The sequence below is a fragment of the Alcanivorax nanhaiticus genome (genome assembly GCF_000756665.1).
Taxonomy (GTDB): domain Bacteria; phylum Pseudomonadota; class Gammaproteobacteria; order Pseudomonadales; family Alcanivoracaceae; genus Alcanivorax; species Alcanivorax nanhaiticus.
This window is the reverse complement of sequence record NZ_ARXV01000006.1, coordinates 25720-49130: the sequence shown is the minus strand read 5'-3', so window position 1 is coordinate 49130 and position 23411 is coordinate 25720. Positions and strand designations below refer to the sequence as shown.

Here is a 23411-nt window from a genome sequence, read left to right as displayed (position 1 = left end):
TATTTTGTTTTTTTATGCATCCAATCCGTCGAAATTCACGTACTACTAACATCTTTGCTGTCATGACTGGGTCTGTTCACACCAACTCAGGCCCCGGTTATGGATTGCGACAATGAACGGCTAGTGACTTTGCTGGCGAAGTCCGCACAGGGCGACCGGCAATCGTTCGCCAGTCTTTATCAGCAAACCAGTGCAGCGGTTTATGGCATGTGCGTGCACTTGCTGCGCAATACCGATGAGGCTCAGGACGTGTTGCAGGAAACCTACATTCAGGTATGGCATCACGCGGGTGAATACCATGCAGACCGTGGTACTCCGATCACCTGGATGATGTCTATTGGTCGTTATCGTTGTCTCGACGCCCTGAGGCGAAGACGGCATCACGTGGATTTTCAGCAGGTGGAGTCCATCCAGGAGAGCGACGCGCCGGGCCCTATGCAAATGGCAGACGCCCAGTCTGAGCGTCAGCGCCTGAGTGATTGTCTCAAGGATCTTGATGAGCGCTATCGCGCTACCATCGAGATGGCTTACTACCGTGGGTTCACACACCAGGAGCTGGCCCTGGCCATGGGCCAGCCCTTGGGAACGACCAAGAGTCTGGTCCGTCGTGGCCTGTCAGTGTTGAGACGGTGTCTCGGTTCATGAAGCCTGATCACTTTGAGCGTAACCAGGCGCTTGCTTCTGAATATGTGGTGGGGACATTGCAGGGTGCCGCACGCAAGCGATTCGAGCACTGGATGATGGAATCACCGCGCTTGCGCCGTCAGGTGTGGTACTGGGAGCGAAGGCTTGAACCGTTCAATAACACTTTACCCAAAACGACACCTCCTGCGCAGCTGTGGGATCAGATAGAGCAACGATTGTTCCCGGAGCCGCAAGCATCCAATGTCGCCGCAGGGCAGGGGCAGGGGCTGTGGTTCTGGCGCTGGAGTGCAGGGCTCGCCATGGCAGCTTTGCTGGTTGTACTCATCTGGACTCCTTTGCCATCGCAATCCACACAGGGGGTGGTAGCGGTGGTGCAGTCGGAGCAGGCTCAGCCGCTCTGGGTGATGAATGCGTCCGCGGCGGATCACAGCTTGACCATGAAGGCCTTGCCATCGGTGGCTACCAATACGGGGCAGGATTTTGAACTGTGGCTGCTGTTAGAGTCTGGCGTGCCCGTTTCCTTGACGGTGTTACCTACGGAAGGTGCCGAACTACGTATTCAGCTGAGCAACGAGCAGGCGCGAGAATTGCTGAAGAGCCGATCGCTTGCCATCAGTCTTGAGCCCAAGGGGGGGTCGCCTACCGGGCAGCCCACCGGTCCGGTTCTCTATCACACTCAGCTGGTAGACTTCTGAGGCAACCGCAACAGTAACAACAACAGTAAGTGAAGAGGGCGTGCGGCCGGCGGCCATGTTACTCCAGTGCGCTTTCGGCCTCTTCCAGCGCTTCCATGGCTTCCAGCAGAGCACCCTCCAGCTCGTCGTGTTGTTTCTTGAGGCGCGCTTGATCTCCCAGCAAGCCGTTCATTTCGTTTTTACGGCTATCGTCGGTGTAGAGTGATTCATCGCCCAGCGACGCTTCGGTTTTTTCCAGTTGGCTTTCACAGTCGGCCAGTTGTTTTTCCAGCTTTTCTACCTGTTTTTTCAGCGGACGCAGCTGTTCACGCTTTTGGGCGGCCAGTTGACGACGGGCCTTGGCATCCATGCCGTCATCGGCTTTTTCTTCCCGTGCCGGTTTGCCGTCCTTGCGGTTTTGTTGCAGCCAGCGAGCGTAGTCATCAAGGTCGCCATCAAAACGCGATACCGCACCATTGGCCACCAGCCAGAATTCATCCACCGTGGTTTCCAGCAAATGGCGGTCGTGGGATACCATCACCACTGCCCCCTCGAATGCCTGCAGGGCAAGGGTCAGCGCTTCGCGCATGTCCAGGTCCAGATGGTTGGCGGGTTCATCGAGTACCAGTAACGCGGGCTTTTGCTGCACGATCATGGCTAACGCCAGACGCGCTTTTTCGCCTCCCGAAAAACGGCCTATCGGAGCAAACACATCGTCGCCCTGAAAACCGAATCGGCCCAGCTCATTACGCAGTTGTGATTCGCTCCATTTGGGGTAGAAGCGTGACAGCATCTGGTACGCGGTGTCGTTGTGATCAAGACGGTCCACCTGTTGCTGGTGGAAGTAGCCGATGATCAGATCGTTGTCTTTCTCAAAGCGTCCCGCCAATGGCGGCAGCTCACCCACCAGGGTGCGCACCAGAGTGGATTTCCCTGCGCCATTAGGGCCAAGCAAACCGAGGCGCGATTCCGGCCGCAGGCTAAGGCTGACATTGCTGAGAATCGGTACGGCCCCGGAATCGTTTTGGTAACCGCACTGCACTCCATCCAGATTTTCCATGGGGTTGGGCAGCTTTTCCGGCGTATGGAAATCAAAACTGAAGCCGGAGTCCACATGGGCAGGAGCAATCAATTCCAGTTTTTCCAGCGCCTTCACCCGGCTTTGGGCTTGCTTGGCCTTGCTGGCCTTGGCCTTGAAGCGGGCGATAAATTTTTGCAGGTGGGCTACCTGTGCTTGCTGCTTGTCATGCATCTTCTGCTGCAGGGCCAGCTGCTCGGCGCGCTGACGCTCGAAGTCGGAATAGCCGCCGCTGTACTGATGTAGCTGCTGGTGCTCTATGTGGAGGATCTGGTTGATGGTGGCATCCAGAAAGGCCCGGTCGTGAGAAATGACCAGCAGGGCGCCGGGTTGCTGCACCAGATAGCTCTGCAGCCAGAGGATGGCATCCAGATCCAGGTGGTTGGTGGGCTCATCCAGTAATAGCAGGTCGGCATCGCTCATCAGTACCTGTGCCAGATTGAGGCGCATGCGCCAGCCACCGGAGAAGCTGGATACCGGTTGCTGTTGCTGGGCTTCGCTAAACCCCAGACCTGCCAGCAGGGTGGCCGCGCGGGCCGGTTGCTGCCAGGCATGCAGGGCTTCCAGCTCGCCGTGGGCGGTGGCAATGGTGTGGTTGTCCTCAGCCTGTTCGGCATTGGCCAGCTTGTTCTGCGCTGCGCGCAGGGCTTTGTGGCCATCCAGAACATAGTCGATGGCAGCTTGTTCCAGCGCGGGGACTTCCTGAGCCATCATGGCCAGGCGCCAGTCTGCTGGCCGATTCAGGTTGCCGCCGTCGCTCTCCAGTTCGCCCATGATAAGCTTGAACAGAGAGCTCTTGCCGGTGCCGTTACGGCCCACCAGGCCCACTCGCCAGCCCTTGTGCAGCACAAAGCTGGCGTCTTCCAATAACAGGTCGGGGCCACGGCGCAGATTGATATGTTCCAGAGAGAGCATGATAGGAGCCAGTTGGACACAGGAAACCGGCGCAGTGTAAGCCAGCAACCGTATTGGGGGAACCGTGGACGAGACCGTAAAGCAGGATCTATGGCGCTATGCACTGCTGCGTTGGCAAGATCGGGAATTCGAGCAGGCGTGCCTGCACTTGCAGGATGACTACCAGGTGCCAGTGTCCCTGTTGCTGTGCGGGTTGTGGCTGGCGGAATCTGGCAAGCAGCCAGATGCTCTGGTAGGACGCCGCATGACCGAGGTGGCGGAGCAGTTTGAGGCCGATTATCTGCGTCCCCTGCGGGCGGTACGCCGCAAGGCGTCGGAGGATATGCGGCTGCCGGAATTCAAACGCCAGATTCAGCAGGTGGAACTGGAAGGGGAGCGTTGGTTGCTGACCACCTTGCCGTCGTTTTGCGACCGCCTGCTTCCCGCAGGAAAACCGGTGGATGCCATGGGGTGGCTGCTGGTGCTGGTGCCGGAGGTGGCACAGTGTGAGGGGCTGCAGAGGGCGTTGAGCGAGCTGGTTGGGTTGCAGGATGCAAGTTGAAAGTTCCAAGTTGCAACGCGGGGATACTGGGTTGCCACACGATTGACGCATGAGTCCGCGCTGAAAGTGCTCATGGTTGGAATGGCTTTCCACATGAGCTGAGTCGCGGCGGCAAGGTTAATGATTTGGCACACTCCCATGTCGCGCTTTGCGCCTTGAAACTTGCATCTTGAAACTCCCCCCTGCCATTCTTCCTTTCCACGTTTATGCCCGGACGGCCCCATGACCACCGATCTCGATTTTGACCGCGACCACCTTTGGCACCCCTATACCTCCACCACTGCTCCACTGCCTACCTTTCCGGTAGCCAGTGCCAAGGGGGTGAGGCTGACACTGGAGGATGGTCGTGAACTGGTGGATGGCATGTCATCCTGGTGGGCGGCGGTGCATGGTTACAACCATCCGGTGCTGAATCTGGCGGCCAAGGATCAAATTGACCGGATGGCGCACGTGATGTTTGGAGGTCTGACCCACGAGCCAGCGGTGGAGCTGGGCAAGAAGCTGGTAGCGCTCACCCCCGAGCCATTGCAGAAGGTGTTTCTGGCCGACAGCGGTTCGGTGTCCGTGGAAGTGGCGATCAAGATGGCGCTGCAGTTCTGGCTGAGCCAGGGCCATAAAGGCAAGGACAAACTGCTCGCCCTGCGCAACGGGTATCACGGTGATACCTTCGGAGCGATGGCGGCGTGTGATCCCGTCAATGGCATGCACTCCCTGTTCAGTGGTGTGTTGGCGCAGCATCATTTTGCCCCGGCCCCGCAGAGTCCATTTGAGGGGCCTCTGGCTCCGGATGATGTGGCCGCAGTGCGTGCCCTGCTGGAGCAGCATGGCCATGAGATCGCGGCTGTGATCCTTGAGCCGGTGGTACAGGGGGCTGGGGGGATGCGTATCTACAGCCCGGAATATCTGAAGGCCGTACGAGCGCTGTGTGATGAATTCAGTGTGTTGCTGATTTTCGATGAAATCGCGACCGGCTTTGGCCGTACTGGCAAACTGTTTGCGCTGGAACATGCCAATGTCTGTCCGGATATTCTCTGCCTTGGCAAGGCGATTACTGGCGGATACATGACCTTGGCCGCTGCGCTGTGCACGGACCGTGTGGCGAAGGGTATCTGCGACGGTGAGGCCGGGGTGTTGATGCACGGCCCAACGTTTATGGGTAACCCGCTAGCCTGTGCCGTAGCGAATGCCAGTATTCAACTGTTGCTCGATTCCGGCTGGGAGCAACGGGTGGCCGCCATCGAGGCGCAGCTGAAGGAGGAGATCCTGCCACTCACACGGTTCAGTAGTGTGGCAGATGCCCGTGTGCTGGGTGCTATCGGGGTTATGGAAATGAAAGAGCCGGTGGACATGGAAGCGGTACAGAAAGCCTTTGTGGAGCAGGGTGTGTGGATTCGCCCTTTCGGCAAGCTGGTCTACATCATGCCGCCGTTCGTGATTGAGTCTGAAGACCTGAGCAAGCTGACCGGGGCCATGAGAGATCTGGCGGCGCGGAGTTGATAGCTGCAAGTGGCAAGTTTCAAGTTGCAACGCGATCAGGATCAGTCCTGAGATCCATGGTTGTAGCCGCGTTATGGCTCCGGCAACCAGCCAGGAAAAGTAAGACCAGGGCAAACTGGCGATCGAGAAAATGGTTTGCCGTGTGGAGAGAAAAGAAAGCACTCAAGACCTTCGATTGTCCCGCTTCACGGGGCGCGGAGATATAGATTGCCGACTTGGCACTTTCCTTATCCGCGTTGCAACTTGAAACTTGTCACTTGCAACTAGCGCTTCCTACCGAAACCCCGGCATGGCCTGAATCAGATGGCGCTGCACTTCCAGCCATTCGCCGATCAATCGCCAGTGCTGTTTATCATCCAGATGACGTGAGACGGCGGCGTCCATGATGCCTTCGCCATTCGTCATGGCCTGCACATACGTCTGAGTGTCGCGCAGGGTGACGAGATAGGGGATCTTGAGGCTGGTGAGAAACTGGCGTAGTGATTCATACATCTTGGTGCGTGTGCGCACCCGGTTCGCAATCACCGCGAGACGGCGCGGGCGGCGTCGATAACTGGGTGTCAGCATCACGTTTTGCAAGAAGCGGGTGGTGGCGCGAATGTCGATGGGGCTGGGTAATACGGGTACCAGGACAATGTGGGAAAGCCGCAGCAGATGATCCAGCTGATGGGTGTCCAGCCCGGCGGGTGAGTCGATGATCACCACCTCGGCTGCCTGGTCCAGCCGTTGCTGTAAGCGCCCAAGAGATAACGGTTCCCCGGCAGGCCAACCGACACCGTGAATGTAGTCGGTATGACGGAGCTTGAGCCATTGCAGGGTGGATTGCTGGGGATCAAGGTCCATGAGTGTGACTTGGCGTCCCAGCGCTTCGTAGTAACAGGCAAGATTGGTGGAAATGGTGGTTTTGCCGCATCCGCCCTTGCTGTTGGCAACCAGAATAACGGTTCGTTTGGCCATGGAACGGGCCTGTGGGTAGGTGGGTGCGCGATTTGTTGGTCTATTCTGTGCGCTATTCATGCCGTAGGTTGCCAAATATTTCGTATGATTCTACCCGCCATAGGGATGGAAGCCATGTTGGTAATGAAAAAGGGTGATCCTCCTCACAAGCCTCCACAGTACCCCATTTGATATCAAAGTGGTGTAAATTGTGGGGCGATTTGCCATTACAGGGAACCTTATGAGGTTCTCCTGTCTTAAAGGGGGTAACAGCATGCGGTATTTCTTGATTCTGATTGTGCTGGTGGTCGCAGTAGGGGCTGCCTTGTTCACCGTTCCTCTGGAAGGGGGCAAGCCATTACTGGATTGGCGGCATATCGAGAGAAACTGGCAGCAACCGGAAAAGCTGATTGACGATGGATTTGACGGATTGACCGGAAAGCCACAAGAAACAACGGTGTTTCGCTGGCGCGACACACGGGGTAACTGGCAGTATGGCCAGACTCCGCCCCCTGGGGTCGATGCGGAAGAAACTACCGTCAAGCCACGCTAGGCCTGCATGCCTGTTTTTTGGCGTGTCTGGCTGGGTAGCGAATTGAACACACAATAAGATGAGTCCATTTGGAGGCAGAATGAAGAAGTTGGGAATCGTGCTGGCAGGTACCGTGCTGCTGGCAGCCTGTGGCCAGGATAAGGTCGAGCTGGAAACGGATAATCAGAAAGGCTCCTACGCACTGGGTTTTGTCAGTGCCGAGCAAATGCAGCAGCTGGGCGTCCTGGACAAGGAAGCCTTCATGGCAGGCCTGAAAGATGGCCTGGTTGAAAACCCTGAAGGCAAGATGAATGAAGAAGAACTGCAGGCTGCTTTGCAGGCGTTCCAGCAGCGCGTGATGGAAGCGCAGCAGGAAAAAATGAAAGCCGCCATGGAAGAGCAGCAGAAAGAGCAGGAAGAAGCGGGTGCCAAGAACCAGGAAGAAGGCGCAGCCTTCCTGGAAGAGAATGCCCAGCGTGACGGTGTTACTGTGACCGATAGCGGTCTGCAGTATGAAGTCCTGGCCTCAGGCGAAGAGGGTGCCAAGTCTCCGACCCTGGACGACACTGTGGAAGTGCACTACCACGGTACCCTGCCTGACGGCACCGTATTCGACAGCTCTGTAGAGCGTGGCAACCCGGCCACCTTTGGTCTGAAGCAGATCATCAAAGGCTGGCAAGAAGTGCTGCCGATGATGAAGGAAGGCGACAAGTGGAAAGTATTTGTACCTTCCGAGCTGGGTTACGGTGAGCAGGGTGCAGGCCCGGGCAGCGACATCGGTCCCAACCAGGTGCTGATTTTCGAAATCGAGCTGCTGGATGTGAAAGGCGACGAGTAATTTTCGTCACTGGCACCAAGAAAGGGGCACCAAGCGGTGCCCCTTTTTTGTTTGCGGGCGGAATTACACAAAAGGTGGGTCGGATGTCTGGGGTCGTACGATAAAGACCCAATATCGGGTTTCAGTCTTTAGCGTCTGACATCCGACATCAGATGCCCCTCACAACAGTCAATGCATCGCCTGGCGCAGGGGCGGTTCCTGTTGATGGATGCTGAGAATCAGTTGATCTTCCAGTGCGAAGCGCTCTTCCAGTGTCTGCATCAGCAGGCTGATACGCTGTGGTAACTGGGCTTTCAGTTCCGCACAGGTGCCGGGGTTTTCAAAGTCGGCGTTAAAGGCCAGCGCTTCATCGGTGGAGCTGTCCAGCTGGCGAAGAATATGATGGGTGAGTGCGGGGTTCTCCCGATGGAAATGGCGCGCTTCATTGACCAGCTCGCGATAAACCTCGAAGTACCCGGCGCTGATGTAATCCATCAGCAATTCGCAAAACTGCTGAAGCTGTTTTTGCTGCGGTTCCCGGGAGCTGAGTCCTCGTACTCCCTGCAGGGTGCACAGCAGGACAATCAGTTGCTGGCGCTCATCCAGCCAGGCCTGTACCAGGGTTTCAATGCGTTGCCACTGGGCGGTTGCGCTGGGTGATGTGCTCGCCATTGTCGATCCTCCTTGTCGGCCAGGCAGAGGCTTTCTGCCATGATTCCTTCCAGATTTTCGAGACTAGGCGTTTTCGGCGGATCGTCGCAATGGGCAGAATCGGCGTGTTTGGGTTGCTCGCCGGGCGAGGGAGAAAAAACAGCGCGAGCTCAGGCACTTGCTGCTAAAGACGGATTTCTTATAACCAAAGCGGTTTTTGTGACAGGGCTGATGAGCCGGGGAAACTGTGCCCCGGCTCACAATTCATGAGAGAAGTGCGGCAATCCAGGGCCAGATCCAGGGCAGAGCCAGCGCGGTGACCAATCCACACAAGCCCAATGCCAGACCACTGAAGGCTCCCGCTTTTTCACCAAACTCGAAGGCCCTGGCGGTACCAATGGCATGGGCGACCAGTCCCAGTGCAAAACCGCGGATACGGTCATCGTTAACCTTGAGGAGCCGGAAAACCGGGCCGGCTGCCAGCGCCCCGACAATGCCGGTAATGGCCACAGCACCAGCCACCAGTGATTCAGAGCCACCCGTGGATTTCACCACTTCCACCGCAATAGGCGTGGTAATGGACTTGGGGGCAAGCGAGGCAATGACATCCTGCGGTGCGCCCAGCCACCAGGCCAGCCCCACGGAAATCCCCGCGGCGATGGCCGCTCCGATCAGCGTAGCGATGACAATGGGGGTGAGTACACTGCGTACGGTGTGTAGTTGCCGATACAGGGGCCAGGCCAGCGCCACGGTGGCCGGTCCAAGCAAAAAGGCAATCAGGCTTGTCTGCTCGCGGTATTCCTCATAATCCACGCCCACCAGTGGCAGCACCACGATCACCGGGATAGAGGCCACCAGGAAAGGGTGGAACAGGGGCAGGCTGTTGCTCTTGCCGTACACCCATAGCGCAAACTGGTAGCTGGCCAGGGTGAGGAGAATGCCGAACAGGGGGGTGTGGACCAAGCCGGCAAGGGAGCCCATTTCAGCGCTCATGCTGATCCCCCTGTTCCTGATGCTTGTTGCCCATGAGGAATTTCAACATCAGAGTCACAAGAATCAGGCTGACAATGGTGCCGCCCACCACTGCGACTGCAAGGGCGAGGGCGTTTTCCTGATAGCGATCCCATTGCAGCACGATGCCAACCCCAAGCGGGAAAATCAGCAGGCTGATGTGCTTGATCAGGGTGCCTGCCGCTGTTGCAACACGTTGAGTGAAAGGTGCATTGAGCAGCAAGGCGACCAACAGCAATACCATTCCCAGCACCGGGGCAGGAAGTGGCAGGCCGGTGAGGCGGACAACCACCTCTCCCAGAAACTGAAAAAACAGCAGAATCAGTAGACCATCAATCATGGCGGTTCAGCGCGGCAGAGGGCGGAACAGCTGGATCAGGGCAACCACTAGCAGGCCGGCGAAAACCACCAGCGACCAGGCTGGGAGGCTCAGTCCGAGGAAGCTCCAGTCCATCTCGGCACACTCACCGGAGCCCGCCAAAACTTGCTGGAGCACATTCTGGAGAGGGAAGACGTCGAGCATGTACTCAAGTCCGGGGCCACAGGCGGGCACCTGATCCGGCGGCAGGTTTTGCAGCCAGATGTGGCGAATGGCTACTGCGCCGCCACCAATGGCTGCCAAAGCAGTGAGCAGACCATAAATGCGTACACCAACCCCCTTGGGGCCGTGCAGGGTGGCGACCAGCAAGACCACCGCGGCGGCAATCACGCCAACACGCTGGAAAATACACAGTGGGCAGGGTTCCAGGCCATCCACATGCTGCAGGTAGAGGGCCCCGGCCATGGCGGCAAGGCAAGCTAGCAGAGCAAGCAGGTTGAGCTGTCGTGGAGCAGGAATGATGGACGTCATGATGGGCTCTTTCGTTCGTTGACGCCGGAAGGGTAGGCAAAAGCGCGCCGGGCGGCAACTTCGGAGCGACAAAAGCAGGGTGACGCCGGAGTGGGCATCAGGAGGAGCTGGCCTGTTGTGCTATCGGCAGGGGCGCTTGTTCTCCCGGCCAGGCCAGTTCTGGTATTGGTCAGGCCTGTTGTGCGGACGGGGTACTGTGATTGCGATCATTCCACGCTTCAATGCCGGCCTCCCAGCCCTGAAACCACCATTGGGTCAGTGGATCATCCGCAGCAAACGGGCAGCGATTGCTGTCGCCTCCGCCCATACCCCACATGCAGCCCTGGTTGTAGGCCTTTTCCCGTTGTTGCTGATTCGGGTCCATGTGTTTCTCCCTGTCTCGTTCCTTGAGACTAGCATTGCGGCAGGGTTTGCATAGGGGAACACAGCGCATTTTTGTAGTGAATACGACGCAAAGTGCTACAACGTGTACGGATGGTCAAAGCGGGTGTGACGTGGGTCTTGCAGGAAGTTGGAGCGAATTGCGAGGTACGAGTTTCGAAAGGCAAAACACTCGCTCTGTTGTTAATGCTGTTCACTTTAGTCGTGATGCTGTTTTTTTGTGGGAGGGTGCTTGCACGCGAATGAAGCCCCTTGAAGTAAAAGCTTCGCGTGCAAGCCCCCTCCCACAGAAACATCGAGCTTAATTGAACAGCATCACGCTGTGTTTTCAGGCTTTCACAACTCGAAACTCGTACCTCGTAACTGGCTTTTTGAGTCTGGCTGCCTAGTCCCTGAAATAATCGGCCAGGTACTCGCTGAACGGCGGTTCGTTCTCTTGCTCCCAGGCGGCCTGCTCCGTCAGGCTGCTGGCGGCCAGCTGTTCCAGGCGGGCATTGGTTTCATCGCAGCGCTGACGGGACAGGAAGTGATCCCGGTGCGCCAGTGCCTGGTTCATGGCGAACTGGAAGAAGCTTTGTTTGCGGCCTTCCAGTTTTTCCAGGATGCGTGCAGAAGGGGTGGCATCCGGGGTGTGCACCTTCTCCTGTTGGCGAGCCAGGGCATCGGCATAGTCATTGCCGCCGTGGGCGCGATCAAACAATTCCGCGATGGGTTGCATCTGTGCCAGCTTTTCGCTGGCCCAGTCCTTGAGAGTAACGGACTTGCCCCAGCGGCAAAGCTCGATGCCGGTATTGCGGCCTTCGTATACCACTTTCTGGAGATTGATCTTGCTGGCCGCCAGGTCGCATTTTTCCAGCTGTGGTGACTCCATCAGCAGGCAGTAGGTGGCGAACAGATCCAGGAAACGGATCTCCTGCTGGTTGATGCCCACGGGTTCAAACGGATTCAGATCCAGAGCGCGAATCTCGATGTACTCCACGCCGCGCTTCTGAAGTGCGGTAGTGGGGCGTTCGCCTTTGTTGATGGTGCGCTTGGGGCGAATGGATGAGTAGTACTCGTTCTCGATCTGCAGGATGTTGGCATTGAGCTGCTGGTAGTTGCCTGCGGCATCCTTGACGCCAATCTTCTCGTAAGCGGCTTCCGGCGTCTTGATGGCGTGGGTCAGGCTCTCGACGTATTCATCCAGATTGTTGTAGCTGATGGCCAGCGACGACTGGGCATTGTTCTGGTAGCCCAGATCACTCATACGCAGACTGGTGGCCTGTGGTTTGTAGAGCGTGTGGTCGAAGGTGTCCAGCTGGTGCTCTCGGCCGGCCAGGAAGGATTTGCACAGCGCAGGCGAGGCACCAAACAGATAGACCAGCAACCAGGAGTAACGCTGGAAGTTGCGGGTCAGGTCGAAGTAACGCCGAGAGATGTAGGTCTGCAGCGGCGCCGTGTCTTTCTCCAGCAGCTGGTTCAGCTTCCAGAATTCTTCCGGATAGGAGAAGTTGTAGTGGATGCCTGCGATGGTCTGCATCTTGCGACCATAACGGTGGCCAAGCCCTTCCCGGTAGATGGTTTTCATGCGGCCCACATTGGAGCTGCCGTACTGGGCTACCGGTACGTCGCTGTCCTTGCTGATCATGCAGGGCATGGAGTTCACCCACAGCACTTCGTCACCAATGTGGCTGTACACATAGCGATGCAGTTGCTCAAGAAAGGCGAGGGGCTTGTGAAGCTCGGTGGTGGCCGGGGTAATGAACTCCAGCAGCGCTTCGGAATAATCCGTGGTGATGTAGGGATGGGTCAGGGCCGAACCGAGGGCCTTGGGGTGCGGCGTCTGCGCCAGGGTGCCATCGGTGGTGATGCGCAGGCTTTCCTTCTCGATGCCACGACGGATACCGGCCAAGGTGGCGGCGGCATCGGAGTCAAGCAGGGCATGGATTCGCTGTTCCAGTTCTTTCATGGTTGGGCCCGGTCCGGGCCGCCGGTGTGAACCGGCGGCGGGTATGACGGTAATCCGACAATCATGGGGCAATCCCGTGACACTGAGAAGTCAGTGTCCGGGTGCCATGGCTTACAGGCGCTTCTTGCCTTTTTTCTGATCTTCTTTTGCCTTGGCAAACAGATCCGCGAAAGTGCCGCCGGCGTTTTGTTGCTGGCCGTTGCCTTGACGGTTGCCGCCCTGACGCTGTCCGCCACGGGATGCATTGTTGCCCTTGCGAGCGGCTGCACCGGGGCGACCGGCAGAGGCTGCGCCTTTTTCAGCAGGCTGGTCATCCATGCGCATGGTCAGGCTGATGCGCTTGCGGTCCAGATCCACTTCCAGCACCTTCACTTTGACGATATCGCCGGGCTTGACCACGGTGTGTGGGTCTTCCACGAATTTGTCAGACAGCGCCGACACGTGCACCAGGCCGTCCTGGTGAACACCGATGTCCACGAAGGCGCCAAAGTTGGTCACGTTGGTCACCGTGCCTTCCAAGATCATGGAGGGCTTCAGGTCCTTGAGGGTTTCCACCCCTTCCTTGAAGACCGCTGCCTTGAACTCCGGGCGCGGATCGCGGCCGGGTTTTTCCAGTTCGCTGAGGATGTCGGTGACTGTGGGGAGACCGAAGCTGTCATCGATAAAGTCAGCGGCATTGACCTTCTTCAGGAAGGGCACGTCACCGATCACTTCCTTGAGCGGACGCTCGTGCTTGGCGGCGATCTTTTCCACCACCGGGTAGGCTTCCGGGTGCACCGAGGAGCCGTCCAGCGGGTTGGCGCCGTTCATGATGCGCAGGAAGCCGGCGGCCTGTTCAAAGGTCTTGTCGCCCAGACGCGGCACCTGCTTGAGGTCATCACGGCTGCCAAAGGCGCCGTTCTTTTCCCGGAAGGTGACGATGTTGCCGGCGATGGTGCTGTTGAGGCCGGCAATGCGCGACAGCAGCGGGGCGCTGGCGGTGTTCACGTCCACGCCCACGGAGTTCACACAATCTTCTACCACCGCATCCAGGGAGCGGGACAGTTTTACCTGGCTCACGTCATGCTGGTACTGGCCCACACCGATGGCTTTCGGATCGATTTTTACCAGTTCGGCCAGCGGGTCCTGCAGACGACGGGCAATGGACACGGCACCACGGAAGGATACGTCCAGCTCGGGGAATTCCCGGGCCGCGGTTTCGGAGGCGGAGTACACCGAGGCGCCCGCCTCGGACACCATGATCTTCTGGATGTTGCCCTTGCTGGCCTTGACCACTTCACCGGCGAGCTTGTCGGTTTCGCGGCTGGCGGTACCGTTGCCGATGGCGATCAGTTCCACCTTGTGTTTCATGCACAGTGCGGCCAGTACCGACAGGGACTGGTCCCACTGGTTCTTGGGCTGGTGCGGGAAGATGGTGGTGTGCTCCAGCAGCTTGCCGGTGGGGTCCACCACGACCACCTTCACCCCGGTACGCAGGCCCGGATCGAGGCCCATGGTGCACTTGGGGCCGGCCGGGGAGGCCATCAGCAGGCTCTTCAGGTTGCGGGCAAATACCTGGATGGCTTCTTCTTCGCCCAGCTCGCGTACGCGGCCCAGCAGTTCGGTTTCCAGGTGGGTGTTGAGCTTGATCTTCCAGGTCCAGCGCATCACTTCCTTGAGCCAGTCATCGGCGGCGCGGCCTTCGTGGTTCCAGCCGGAGACGGCGGTGACCATGCCTTCACAAGGGTGCGGGATGGCGGTTTCCAGTTCTTCCGGCAGCACCATGGAGACATGCAGGATGCCTTCGTTGCGGCCACGGAACAGGGCCAAGGCGCGGTGGCTGGGGATGTCCTTCAACGCTTCGCTGTGATCGAAGTAATCGCTGAATTTGGCACCGTCCTTTTCCTTGCCGTCGGCCACCTTGGCCTGGATGTGGGCCTTGTCCCACAGATAGGTCCGCAGGCGGGTGAGCAGCTCGGCGTCTTCAGCGAAACGCTCCATGAGGATCTGCTTGGCCCCGTCGAGGGCGTCCTTGGCGGAGGCGATCTTGTGCTCTTCGTTCAGGTAGCCAGCGGCCAGTGCTTCCGGGTCCTGGGTGGGATCATTGAGCAGGCTGTCTGCCAGCGGTTCAAGACCCGCTTCCCGGGCGATTTGGGCACGGGTGCGACGCTTGGGCTTGTAGGGCAGGTAGAGATCTTCCAGGCGGGTCTTGGTGTCGGCCGCCTTGATGGCCTTCTCCAGTTCCGGAGTGAGCTTTTCCTGTTCGGCGATGCTCTTGAGAATGGCTTCGCGGCGCTCTTCCATCTCACGCAGGTAGCGCAGTCGCTCTTCCAGATTCCGCAGCTGGGTGTCATCCAGTCCGCCGGTCACCTCTTTCCGGTAACGGGCAATAAAGGGGACGGTGGCACCTTCGTCGAGCAGGCCGACGGCAGCGTTGACTTGTTGTACCTGGCAGCCGATTTCCTCGGCGATGATCTGTTCAATACTACGCATGTTGATTCCTGGCTTGCATGCCTGCAGTTCCGGCGTGGGGTGAATCAGCTTGCCGCGTGCAAGCGTTCTTCAAAAACGAAAACGACCGGAATCATAGGGAATGATGCCGGTCGTTAACAGATTGACTTGTATTGGCTGCTGTGGCTTGGATTTGGAGCCGGCCAGGCTTAGCCCAGCGCCTTGTTGATCATTGCCACCAGCTCGGCTTCCACCGGGGGTTTGACCACATAGCCGAAAGCGCCCTGGCGTTCGCCCCACACCTTGTCGGTTTCCTGATCCTTGGTGGTGACCAGAATCACCGGGATGTTCTCGGTACTCGGGTCCCGGGTGATCTTGCGGGTGGCCTGGAAGCCGTTGAGCTCCGGCATGACCACATCCATCAAGATCAGGTCTGGTTGTTCAGCGCGCGCCTTGTCCACGCCTTCCATGCCATTGGTGGCGGTCACGACACTGTGCCCCTGACTCTCGACAATCTTGACCAGGTTGGTGAGTTGCGTCGGGGAATCATCCACTACAAGGATTTTTGCCATCTTGCTCTCCTGAAACCAGGCCATTCCGTCGCGGTGGCCAGTGTTGTTATCTGTCTTGCAATGCAATCAAAGGAGCATCATAGCAGTTCATGGCGGGCAGGTAATCTGCCCAATTTCGACAGGCGGAGTGACACAAAATGTCGGCAAAAGCAGCGGTGAATCGTGATACGGTTCAGACTCTACGGTGCTGAATTGCTGTAGCAGCTTGCCTGTCAGCGATCCGGGCAGAAGCGAGGAGGTCGTTTCGAGTTGCGAGTAACGAGTTTCGAACCCCTCAAACGGCTGAAATCTTGCGCCCAGGTTTTGCCTTTCGTAACTCGAAACTCGTAACTCGCGCCTGGTTGCTACCTCGTCAGGGTGCTGGCGCTGCGGCGGGTCCAGAACAGCAGCGGCAGGATGATCAGGCTGTACCACACGGTGCTTTTCGCCACATCCCAGAAGTGCTGGGCGAGGTTGATGCCGGGCTCTCCGGCCCAAGGGGCCAGGATTGCCACCAGTAGCCCCCCTGCGCCAGTCAGCATTAGCCAGCGGCGGGCGCTGACAGGGGCAGAGCGCTTGCGCTGGAACAGCTGCCACAGGAACAGGGCGCCCAGCGCTACCATTATCAGCCAGACTACGCCGGCAGGGATTGCCACCAGCAGATCCCCGGCTTTGAGGCTGCTGATCAGGGCGGGCAGCATGCCGAGCAGTTTGAGTAGCAGCAATGGACCCAGAAGTATCACCCACCACAGGTGCCCGCCCAGGCCGGTAGGGCCAGGTTGCTGGCGGTAATGTTGCGGGTCGAAACGCCAGGTGGCTTGCAGCAGGTTTCCCCAGTTGCCGGGAGCAAGAATGCGGGCAAGGTGTTCGGTGCGATCACGTTGCTCCTCAATGATCATCAGCATGGCGGGTACGACCAGCAGGATCAGACCCGTGCCGAACAGCAGACCGAACACCAGGCTCACTGCCATGGGCTTGAGGAACTGGGCCTGCATGGAGGTTTCAAACAGGATCGGTGTCAGGCCGGCAATGGTGGTGATGGAGGTGAGCAGCACGGCTCGCAAGCGGCGCACACAGGCTTCCACGATGGCATCAAAGCGGTCCATGCCTTCCGCAATCAGCTGTTTGTAGAAGCTCACCAGCACAATGGAGTCGTTAACGATAATGCCCGACAGGCCGAACAGCCCCATGGCGGAGAACATGGAGAAATGGATGCCAAAGGGGGCCGTGAACAGATGCCCTATGACGGCACCGGTCAGGCCGAAGAAGATCGCGGTCATGATGGCCAGAGGCCAGGAATAGGAGCTGAACACCCAGGCCAGCACAATATAGATAATGGCCAGTCCCAGCAGGGCACCGGTGGCCATGTCCTTGAGGTTCTCTGCCTGCTCCTGGAGCTTGCCCTCATAGCCGACGCCGACGCCATAACGGGCCTGGAGCCGTGGAAGTGTCTCTTCGTTGAGCGCGGCAATGATGGCGTTGGCATTGCCTTGTTCCGGGTCCAGATCCGCATAGACGGTGACGGCCAGCTCGCCATCCACACGGCGCAGCAGGTCGACCCCTTTGCGCGCATCAAAGCGGACCACATCCCGTAACGGAATGGCCTCTCCTTGCGGGGTAATGATGGGTAGTCGTTCGATAGCGCTGAAGCGACGACGTTCCTGATCGGGCAGCATCACCCGGACTTCCACTTCCTCGTCTTCTTCGTTGTACAGCTGAGCCAGATTGCCATCAAATGCCGAGCGTAACTGGCTGGCCACATCGTTCAGCGAGAGTCCCAGTGAGCGTCCCTGCGGGGTAAGTTCAAAGGTCAGTTGTTCCTTGCCGTAGGGAAGGTCGTCGTCCACATTGCTGACGCCGCTGAACTCGCGCAGTTTTTCCTGTAGCGCCAGCGAGGCTTCCTTGAGGATGTTTGCATCGTTGCCAGTCAGTTTGACCTCAATGGGTTTGCCGGGTGGTCCTGCCTCGGGTTGGGAAATGGTCAGTTGCTCAAGTCCCGCCGGCAGTGTCAGCTTTTCACGCCAGGCATCAATCAGTTCCTTGTTGCTGATCTCGCGGTCGGGGCCGATGTACACCTCAACCATCAGTGTGCCGAATTCATCTCCAGCCTTGTCCTGACGGCCGCCGGGGCTGGGGAAACCCGCCAGGGCTCCGTGGTGCATGATGGAGGTTTGCACCAGATGGCCTCCCAGTTCCTCGTTGGTTTCGTAGAGGGTGCCTTCCAGGTGATGGAGGAAGCTGTCCACCTGACTGCGGTCGGTACCGGAGGTAAAGGTGGCAAGGGCTCGAATCTGGTCACTGTCCACGGGTGGGAAAAAGGTGAACTTGAGCCAGCCGGTGGCGACAACCGTGAGGGCCAGCACGAAGGCGCAGATGGCGGATACGCTGACCAGGTGGCGGTGCTCCACAGACCATTGCACAAGGGGGCGGAATTTTTCGTCCCGTAGCCGGTTGAAGCCCTCGTCGATGCGTTGGCGCAAACCGCTGCTTTTGATCTGCAAACCTCGGAAACTGTGGTGCAGATGGCCGGGTAGCACCAGGAAGCATTCCATCAGGGAGGCGAGGATCACACAGATCATCACGAACGGAATATCGAAGGCAATCTTGCCCATGGCACCGCTCATCATGCCCAGCGGCAGAAACGCCGCGATGGTGGTGGTGGACGAAGCCACCACCGGCCAGAACATGCGGCGGGCACCGCCCAGGGCGGCGCGGTGGGCGGATTCTCCCTGTTGCAGGTGCGTGAGCGTGTCTTCGCCCACCACAATGGCGTCGTCCACAATCAGACCGAGGGCCAGAATCAGGCCGAACAGGCTGATCATGTTGATGGTGCCACCAAAGAACCACAGCAGCCCCAGTGTGGCCATGAACGACACCGGGATACCCACGGTGACCCACCATGCCACTCGCGCATTGAGGAAGAAATAAAGCGTGAGGATCACCAGAATCAGACCGGAAATCCCGTTCCAGAGCAGGGTGGCGATGCGCTCTTCGACCAGTTTCCATGCCTGTGAGTGAAAGGTCAGGGTGACTCCCTCTGGCAAGGTGGCCCGCCGTTGTTCCCCCCAGAGCAGGATGCGGTCGGCCAGTTCCAGCATGTCGTCATCTTCGCCACGCATGGCCTGCAGTTCGATGGCGGGAGTGCCTTGCCAGGAGAGGGTGGCCTGATCATCGCGGGGGCGGCGCTCGATGATGGCCACGTCGCCGAGGGTCAGTTGTTGTCCCTCAGCGGTGGTGATCAGTGGCAATTCAGCGAAGGCCCGCTCATCACGACGTTGGCCCAGTGCTCGCAGTTGCTTGGCGGCATCGTCCCGGCCCACGGTTCCGGCTGGGGTGTCCTGACTGAAACTGCGTACCCGATTGGCGATTTCCCCCAGCGTCATGCGCAGATCATGGAGGGTGCCGGCGGGTACCTGAATCGCCATTTCTTCTTCTGGCATACCGGCGAATTCCACCTTGCCGATGCCCAGCGCCAGCAGTTCATGTTCCAGTTGTCGCGCCAGATGTCGCAGCTCTTCCAGGCTGCCGTCTTCAGAGGTGAGCAGGATGCTGGTGACCAGCGAATAACGGGTTAGCTTTTGAATGACAGGGCGTTCCGCGTCCTGTGGCAGATTACGGATGGAGTCGATGCGCTGGCGAACCTCGTCCAGTGCCAGGCCAAGATCGGTGCCCGCCTGCAGTTCGATAAAAAAGGCGGCAGCGCCCTGTTGGGAGCGGGCGATCAGTTTTTTGGTGTTGGGCAGGGTCTTGATCGCCTGTTCAACAGGAATGGTAATGGAGCGTTGCACATCTTCCGGGCTGGCACCGCGCCAGGGGATGGTCACCGTGACGTAATCGAACTCGAAGTTCGGGAACATCTGGGTGTTGAGTCGGGTCAGGCCCAGCAGGCCGAGCATCAACATCAACAGCATCAGCAAGTTGGCCGCGACCTTGTGTCCGGTGAAATTGGCGATCAGACCGCGAGGCTCACTCACCCTTGGCCTCCGCGGTATCGTTGGCCCCGGTGTCGGCATTGCTGCCGGGCACCGGCTGCGGGTCTACCGGCAAACCGACAATGGCCTGGGGCAATTGGGTGGTCATGATGCGCTCGCCCTGGCGTAGTTGCTGGGCCTTGAGCAGCAGCAGGGATTGGTTGCCGTCCATGGATTCGCCAACAATTTCTGCTTCCACCCGTTGCAGGCGGTTGTCATCGTCTATGCGATAGAGGCGATCCAGTCCATGCAGGGCAGTGGCTGGAAGCGCCAGCAGCTGATCCTGTTTGGGCAAGGTCAGAGTAATCGTGATCGGGCGACCAAGGGCTGCTGCAGGCACGCCATCGGCAAACTCGAACAGACCGTCGATGCCGCCACGGGCATCCATGGCATCCCCGGCCAGACGCTTGAGGTGAAGCGCCAGGGTTTGGCCTTCCAGCTGGGTGCTGGCGGCGAGATCGCCCTGCATCAAGCCTTCGCGAATGGCCGGCAGGTGGCGGTCAGGGATCTGGGCGCGCACTTCCAGCTCGGTGTCGGCAAACAGGCTGATTAACGGTTCGCCGGGGCGTACCCGCTCACCGGGAGCCACCGCCACATTGGTGACAGTGCCATCGAAAGGCGCGTCAACACGGGTGCGGCCCAGGTCGATTTCAGCCTGTTTCAATTGGGCCTCTGCACTGGCCAGGCGGGCTTCCATGCGCGCCAGCTCATTGCGGAAATCATTCACGCTGAGCTGGCGCTGGGCCAGTGACAAATCGGCGCGGGCCTTGGCTTCTTCTGCCTGATCCAGCTGGGTCTGGGAGACCAGATTCTTGCCGCGCAGGGATTGCAGACGTTCAAGGTTGTCGGTGGCCAGGCTGGCCAGTTTCTTTTCCAGTACCAGGTTCTGTTTGTCGCTGTCGTAGCGCAGGCGGGTGGTGTCCAGCTGGGCGCGGGCTTCATCACGGGCGGCCTTGGCGCGGTCACGGGCCAGTGCGGCTTCGGTGTCATCCAGTTGGATCATCAGGTCGCCCTGACTCACCCGATTGCCGGCCCGTACCGGGATCTCGGCCACGTTGGCGGTGACCACTGCGGTGAGGCTGGCGGCGCGGGGAGACTGAACCCGGCCAAACAACTGTATCTGTGGCGCTCGGGCAGCAGGTTCTGCCAGTACATAACGTACCCGGTCAAAATGTTCGCTGACATCCTGAGTGTCAGCAGGTGGTTTGAATACGGCCAGCAGAATGATGGCCAGTACGGTGCCCAGAATGACACGAGGTACCGGTGGAATCTGTTGGAGGCGCTCGCGCAAGGTCGACCCCTTTTCTCATTTATTGTCTGGATAATGGCGGTAAAACAACGGTCCCAGTTGCCTGCGCCGCCGTCGGTAGCAATGTTTTTAAACAATCTGGTCATGCCATTTTCTTGCACGTTCGCAGCATAATGCGTAAATCAGACGCTGAAATAGTTCTGTTGCGTCAATTTTACGTCTGCTTGTCGATGCAGATGCCGGGAGGACCAGTGAGCGAACAACAAGACAAGATTCTCGTCGTGGATGACGATGCGCGCCTGCGCAGCCTGTTGCAACGGTTTCTGGAAGAGGCCGGGTACACTGTCAAGGCGGTGGCAGACGCCGAGCAGATGGACCGTGCCTTGTCCCGTGAAATCTATTCACTCATGGTTCTGGATTTGATGCTACCCGGTGAAGACGGTTTGTCCATCTGCCGTCGCCTGCGGGATGCGGAGAACGGCCTGCCGATCATCATGCTGACCGCCAAGGGCGATGATGCGGAGCGTATTGAAGGGCTGGATGCGGGGGCGGATGATTACCTGCCCAAGCCGTTCAATCCCAAGGAACTGGATGCCCGTATTCGGGCAGTGCTGCGCCGCCATGTGCGTGAGCTGCCGGGTGCGCCGAGCAAGGAAGAAGGTCAGGTGAGTTTTGGGCCCTGGACCCTGGATCTGGCCAACCGCACCCTGACCCGCGATGGTGATCCGCAGAGTTTGACCACCGGCGAATTTGCCGTGCTCAAGGCGCTGGTGCAGAACCCCCGCGAGCCGCTCACCCGAGACAAACTGATGAGCCTGGCTCGTGGCCGTGAGTGGTCTGCCATGGAGCGCTCCATTGATGTACAGGTGTCGCGTCTGCGTCGCCTGCTGGAAGATGACCCCTCCAAGCCGCGTTACGTCCAGACGGTCTGGGGGGTGGGTTATGTGTTTGTTCCGGATTGAGGGAGGTCTGACGTCTGAAGTCGGATGTCTGACGCTGTACAGACGAGGCTGAATCTCGGCTGCATTATCCTTGCATTTCCGGGGGGGCATGGTTTGGGTTTTGACGTCCGACGTCCGACGTCCGACGTCCGACCTGCTATTCTCTGCCCAAACAGTCATGGAATGTTGCCAGTGAAGTTTTATCCTCGCACCGCCTTTGTCCGTTCCGCCATTGTGGTGGGGCTGGTGATTGGCATCAGTCAGGCGCTGACCCTGTGGTTTTTTGCGCGTAATGCTTACTTGCCTGGTATCCGGGAATACGCGCGGTTGACGGTGCTACAAGCAGAGCTGGCATTTGCGGAGCAGGGTGGTGAGGATGCCCGGTTGGCGGGAAGACTGGCTGGTGCTACCAGCATTGAGGTGGCCACGCCAAGTAATCTTCACCAGGGCACCATGCTGCTGTCACAGCCAGTGGTCAGTCGCTTTCGGGAAGAACTGGAGCAGATGCTGGATGAGCCGGTGACGGTGCGGCTGGAAGATAATCGTCAGCCCGTGCTATGGGTAAATGCCCCCTCTTTCCAGGGAAACTGGCTGCGGGTGCCGATGGAATTCTTTCGCGACTATGACCGCTACCTGTTGCTTGGTTGGGGGGTGACGGTGCCGTTGCTGGCCATTATTGGCGGCCTGTTAATTGCTCGGGGTTTGAATCTGCCCTTGCGCAGACTGGCGAGAGTGGCGCTGAAAGTGGGGCGCGGTGAGGCGGTGCCAGTGCTGGATACCGCCATCGGGCCGGAGGAAATCCAGGCGGTGAATGCGGCCTTTAATCGCATGACCAGTGATTTGCAGCAGGCGCAGCGGGATCGAGCCCTGTTGCTGGCGGGCGTGTCTCATGATTTGCGTACCCCGCTTACCCGTTTGCGGCTGTCTGCAGAGTTCATGCAAGACGAGGAGTTGGCGAAAGGTATCATTGAGGATATCGAAGACATGGACGCCATCCTCGATCAGTTCATTGCCTTTATCCGGGATGGTGCCGACGAGACTCCGGATTTTGAAAATCTCAATGGGCTGATCCAGGAAGTGGCGGGCAAGTATCCGCCGGAGCAGCTGCGTTTCGAGCTGGATGATTTGCCGCGGATGATGCTCAAGCGACTCACGGTGAAGCGTATGTTGGCGAACCTGATTGGTAATGCTCTCAAGTATGGGGCGTCGCCGGTAGAGATTCGCACTGCCGTCAAGGACAACGTGGTGGTGCTGACCCTGCGGGATCATGGCAAGGGCGTCAAGGAAGAGGATATTCCCCTGTTGTTGCAACCTTTTTCCCGTGGAGAGAAGGCGCGGACATTAAGTGGCAGCGGCCTGGGGCTGGCCATCGTCAAACGTATCGTGGATATGCATCACGGCGAGATGAGTCTGGCCAATCATCCCCATGGCGGGTTGATGGTGACGGTACATTTCCCAGTCACCGGCCAGTTTGTGCAACCAGAATCCTTGTCTGCCGGTGTGAGATAAGTAACGCTCTGGAAATTGTTTGTTCTGTTTTGTGCGGTGTGAGCTGGTTCACGGTTTATCCGGTTTTGGCGGCGCATATTCGGAATCATTGAGACGCCGGGATGGATGTTGCTTCAACCGTAAACCCGGCGAAATCGACCGCTGAGCCTGTAGCCGTAACCTAAGGATTGTGTTTACGCTTACAGCTGCATATAAACAGCCTTGAGCAATAATAACGGCCTGAAAAATATATTTAGAAGTGGGCCGAGAGCGAACAAATGGACTTGGGAGAGCTCATTATGACC

20 protein-coding genes are annotated in these 23411 nt (G+C 58.5%); 8 read left to right on the top strand and 12 right to left on the bottom strand.

Features of this window, described 5'->3' with window-relative positions; genetic code table 11:
• Positions 1–99 precede the first annotated feature (99 nt).
• Complete coding sequence (locus tag Y5S_RS08820; RefSeq protein ID WP_035232301.1) at positions 100–645, top strand: sigma-70 family RNA polymerase sigma factor; 546 nt, start codon at positions 100–102, stop codon at positions 643–645.
• On the top strand, positions 642–1340 hold the full coding sequence (locus Y5S_RS08815; RefSeq protein ID WP_035232300.1) for an anti-sigma factor: 699 nt from the start codon (positions 642–644) through the stop codon (positions 1338–1340). Before Y5S_RS08820 ends, Y5S_RS08815 begins: the two co-directional genes overlap by 4 nt.
• Positions 1341–1398: 58 nt before the next feature.
• Here Y5S_RS08815 and Y5S_RS08810 read toward each other — a convergent pair whose 3' ends face one another.
• The gene (locus tag Y5S_RS08810; RefSeq protein ID WP_035232299.1) at positions 1399–3312 is read right to left on the bottom strand and encodes an ATP-binding cassette domain-containing protein; all 1914 of its coding nucleotides are present in this window, start codon (positions 3310–3312) and stop codon (positions 1399–1401) included.
• A gap of 64 nt (positions 3313–3376) precedes the next feature.
• On the opposite strand from Y5S_RS08810, the gene Y5S_RS08805 reads away from it, so the two are divergent.
• Positions 3377–3853 carry a TIGR02444 family protein gene (locus Y5S_RS08805; RefSeq protein ID WP_035232298.1) on the top strand — a complete coding sequence of 159 codons (477 nt, stop codon included), beginning with the start codon at positions 3377–3379 and terminating at the stop codon, positions 3851–3853.
• Between the two features lie 222 nt (positions 3854–4075).
• On the top strand, positions 4076–5350 hold the full coding sequence (bioA, locus tag Y5S_RS08800; RefSeq protein WP_035232297.1) for an adenosylmethionine--8-amino-7-oxononanoate transaminase: 1275 nt from the start codon (positions 4076–4078) through the stop codon (positions 5348–5350).
• Between the two features lie 273 nt (positions 5351–5623).
• Here bioA and Y5S_RS08795 read toward each other — a convergent pair whose 3' ends face one another.
• The gene (locus Y5S_RS08795; protein WP_035232295.1) at positions 5624–6307 is read right to left on the bottom strand and encodes a ParA family protein; all 684 of its coding nucleotides are present in this window, start codon (positions 6305–6307) and stop codon (positions 5624–5626) included.
• 253 nt (positions 6308–6560) lie between these two features.
• Between Y5S_RS08795 and Y5S_RS08790 the strand changes: the two genes are divergently transcribed.
• Positions 6561–6839 (top strand): DUF4124 domain-containing protein, encoded by a 279-nt coding sequence (locus Y5S_RS08790; protein WP_052041484.1) that lies wholly within the window; start codon positions 6561–6563, stop codon positions 6837–6839.
• Between the two features lie 79 nt (positions 6840–6918).
• On the top strand, positions 6919–7656 hold the full coding sequence (locus Y5S_RS08785; RefSeq protein ID WP_035232293.1) for an FKBP-type peptidyl-prolyl cis-trans isomerase: 738 nt from the start codon (positions 6919–6921) through the stop codon (positions 7654–7656).
• Positions 7657–7824: 168 nt separating this feature from the next.
• Here the strand turns inward: Y5S_RS08785 and rsd are convergent, their stop codons facing one another.
• From rsd to Y5S_RS08735, 10 genes are all read right to left on the bottom strand, one after another.
• A complete protein-coding gene (gene rsd, locus Y5S_RS08780; protein ID WP_035232291.1) occupies positions 7825–8307 on the bottom strand; it encodes a sigma D regulator in 483 nt (160 codons plus the stop codon).
• A 243-nt stretch (positions 8308–8550) separates the two neighbouring features.
• Positions 8551–9279 carry an LrgB family protein gene (locus Y5S_RS08775; RefSeq protein ID WP_035232289.1) on the bottom strand — a complete coding sequence of 243 codons (729 nt, stop codon included), beginning with the start codon at positions 9277–9279 and terminating at the stop codon, positions 8551–8553.
• Entirely contained in the window at positions 9269–9637 is a 369-nt protein-coding gene (locus Y5S_RS08770; RefSeq protein WP_035232287.1) for a CidA/LrgA family protein, read from the bottom strand. Before Y5S_RS08770 ends, Y5S_RS08775 begins: the two co-directional genes overlap by 11 nt.
• 6 nt (positions 9638–9643) lie before the next feature.
• Positions 9644–10147, bottom strand: a complete 504-nt coding sequence (locus tag Y5S_RS08765; RefSeq protein ID WP_035232285.1) for a disulfide bond formation protein B — start codon at positions 10145–10147, stop codon at positions 9644–9646.
• Between the two features lie 169 nt (positions 10148–10316).
• The gene (gene rmf, locus Y5S_RS08760; protein ID WP_035232284.1) at positions 10317–10511 is read right to left on the bottom strand and encodes a ribosome modulation factor; all 195 of its coding nucleotides are present in this window, start codon (positions 10509–10511) and stop codon (positions 10317–10319) included.
• 402 nt (positions 10512–10913) lie between these two features.
• The gene (gene gshA / locus Y5S_RS08755) at positions 10914–12476 is read right to left on the bottom strand and encodes a glutamate--cysteine ligase (RefSeq protein WP_035232282.1); all 1563 of its coding nucleotides are present in this window, start codon (positions 12474–12476) and stop codon (positions 10914–10916) included.
• Between the two features lie 111 nt (positions 12477–12587).
• A complete protein-coding gene (locus tag Y5S_RS08750) occupies positions 12588–14948 on the bottom strand; it encodes a Tex family protein (RefSeq protein ID WP_035232280.1) in 2361 nt (786 codons plus the stop codon).
• Between the two features lie 167 nt (positions 14949–15115).
• Positions 15116–15478 carry a response regulator gene (locus Y5S_RS08745; RefSeq protein ID WP_035232278.1) on the bottom strand — a complete coding sequence of 121 codons (363 nt, stop codon included), beginning with the start codon at positions 15476–15478 and terminating at the stop codon, positions 15116–15118.
• Positions 15479–15822: 344 nt separating this feature from the next.
• Positions 15823–19431: an efflux RND transporter permease subunit gene (locus Y5S_RS08740; protein ID WP_052041483.1), complete on the bottom strand. Its 3609-nt coding sequence runs from the start codon at positions 19429–19431 to the stop codon at positions 15823–15825.
• Positions 19424–20719, bottom strand: a complete 1296-nt coding sequence (locus Y5S_RS08735) for an efflux RND transporter periplasmic adaptor subunit (RefSeq protein ID WP_035232276.1) — start codon at positions 20717–20719, stop codon at positions 19424–19426. Before Y5S_RS08735 ends, Y5S_RS08740 begins: the two co-directional genes overlap by 8 nt.
• 209 nt (positions 20720–20928) lie before the next feature.
• On the opposite strand from Y5S_RS08735, the gene ompR reads away from it, so the two are divergent.
• The gene (gene ompR / locus Y5S_RS08730) at positions 20929–21639 is read left to right on the top strand and encodes an osmolarity response regulator transcription factor OmpR (RefSeq protein ID WP_231552657.1); all 711 of its coding nucleotides are present in this window, start codon (positions 20929–20931) and stop codon (positions 21637–21639) included.
• 162 nt (positions 21640–21801) lie between these two features.
• The gene (locus tag Y5S_RS08725; RefSeq protein ID WP_035232274.1) at positions 21802–23127 is read left to right on the top strand and encodes an ATP-binding protein; all 1326 of its coding nucleotides are present in this window, start codon (positions 21802–21804) and stop codon (positions 23125–23127) included.
• Positions 23128–23411: the final 284 nt, after the last annotated feature.

What these genes read in the sequence shown, in the direction of transcription:
- Y5S_RS08820 (WP_035232301.1), top strand. Translation starts at nt 100, where the DNA reads ATGGATTGCGACAATGAACGGCTAGTGACTTTGCTGGCGAAGTCCGCA.
- Y5S_RS08815 (WP_035232300.1), top strand. Translation starts at nt 642, where the DNA reads ATGAAGCCTGATCACTTTGAGCGTAACCAGGCGCTTGCTTCTGAATAT.
- Y5S_RS08810 (WP_035232299.1), bottom strand. Translation starts at nt 3,312, where the DNA reads ATGCTCTCTCTGGAACATATCAATCTGCGCCGTGGCCCCGACCTGTTA.
- bioA (WP_035232297.1), top strand. Translation starts at nt 4,076, where the DNA reads ATGACCACCGATCTCGATTTTGACCGCGACCACCTTTGGCACCCCTAT.
- Y5S_RS08795 (WP_035232295.1), bottom strand. Translation starts at nt 6,307, where the DNA reads ATGGCCAAACGAACCGTTATTCTGGTTGCCAACAGCAAGGGCGGATGC.
- Y5S_RS08790 (WP_052041484.1), top strand. Translation starts at nt 6,561, where the DNA reads ATGCGGTATTTCTTGATTCTGATTGTGCTGGTGGTCGCAGTAGGGGCT.
- Y5S_RS08785 (WP_035232293.1), top strand. Translation starts at nt 6,919, where the DNA reads ATGAAGAAGTTGGGAATCGTGCTGGCAGGTACCGTGCTGCTGGCAGCC.
- rsd (WP_035232291.1), bottom strand. Translation starts at nt 8,307, where the DNA reads ATGGCGAGCACATCACCCAGCGCAACCGCCCAGTGGCAACGCATTGAA.
- Y5S_RS08775 (WP_035232289.1), bottom strand. Translation starts at nt 9,279, where the DNA reads ATGAGCGCTGAAATGGGCTCCCTTGCCGGCTTGGTCCACACCCCCCTG.
- Y5S_RS08770 (WP_035232287.1), bottom strand. Translation starts at nt 9,637, where the DNA reads ATGATTGATGGTCTACTGATTCTGCTGTTTTTTCAGTTTCTGGGAGAG.
- Y5S_RS08765 (WP_035232285.1), bottom strand. Translation starts at nt 10,147, where the DNA reads ATGACGTCCATCATTCCTGCTCCACGACAGCTCAACCTGCTTGCTCTG.
- rmf (WP_035232284.1), bottom strand. Translation starts at nt 10,511, where the DNA reads ATGGACCCGAATCAGCAACAACGGGAAAAGGCCTACAACCAGGGCTGC.
- gshA (WP_035232282.1), bottom strand. Translation starts at nt 12,476, where the DNA reads ATGAAAGAACTGGAACAGCGAATCCATGCCCTGCTTGACTCCGATGCC.
- Y5S_RS08750 (WP_035232280.1), bottom strand. Translation starts at nt 14,948, where the DNA reads ATGCGTAGTATTGAACAGATCATCGCCGAGGAAATCGGCTGCCAGGTA.
- Y5S_RS08745 (WP_035232278.1), bottom strand. Translation starts at nt 15,478, where the DNA reads ATGGCAAAAATCCTTGTAGTGGATGATTCCCCGACGCAACTCACCAAC.
- Y5S_RS08725 (WP_035232274.1), top strand. Translation starts at nt 21,802, where the DNA reads ATGTTGCCAGTGAAGTTTTATCCTCGCACCGCCTTTGTCCGTTCCGCC.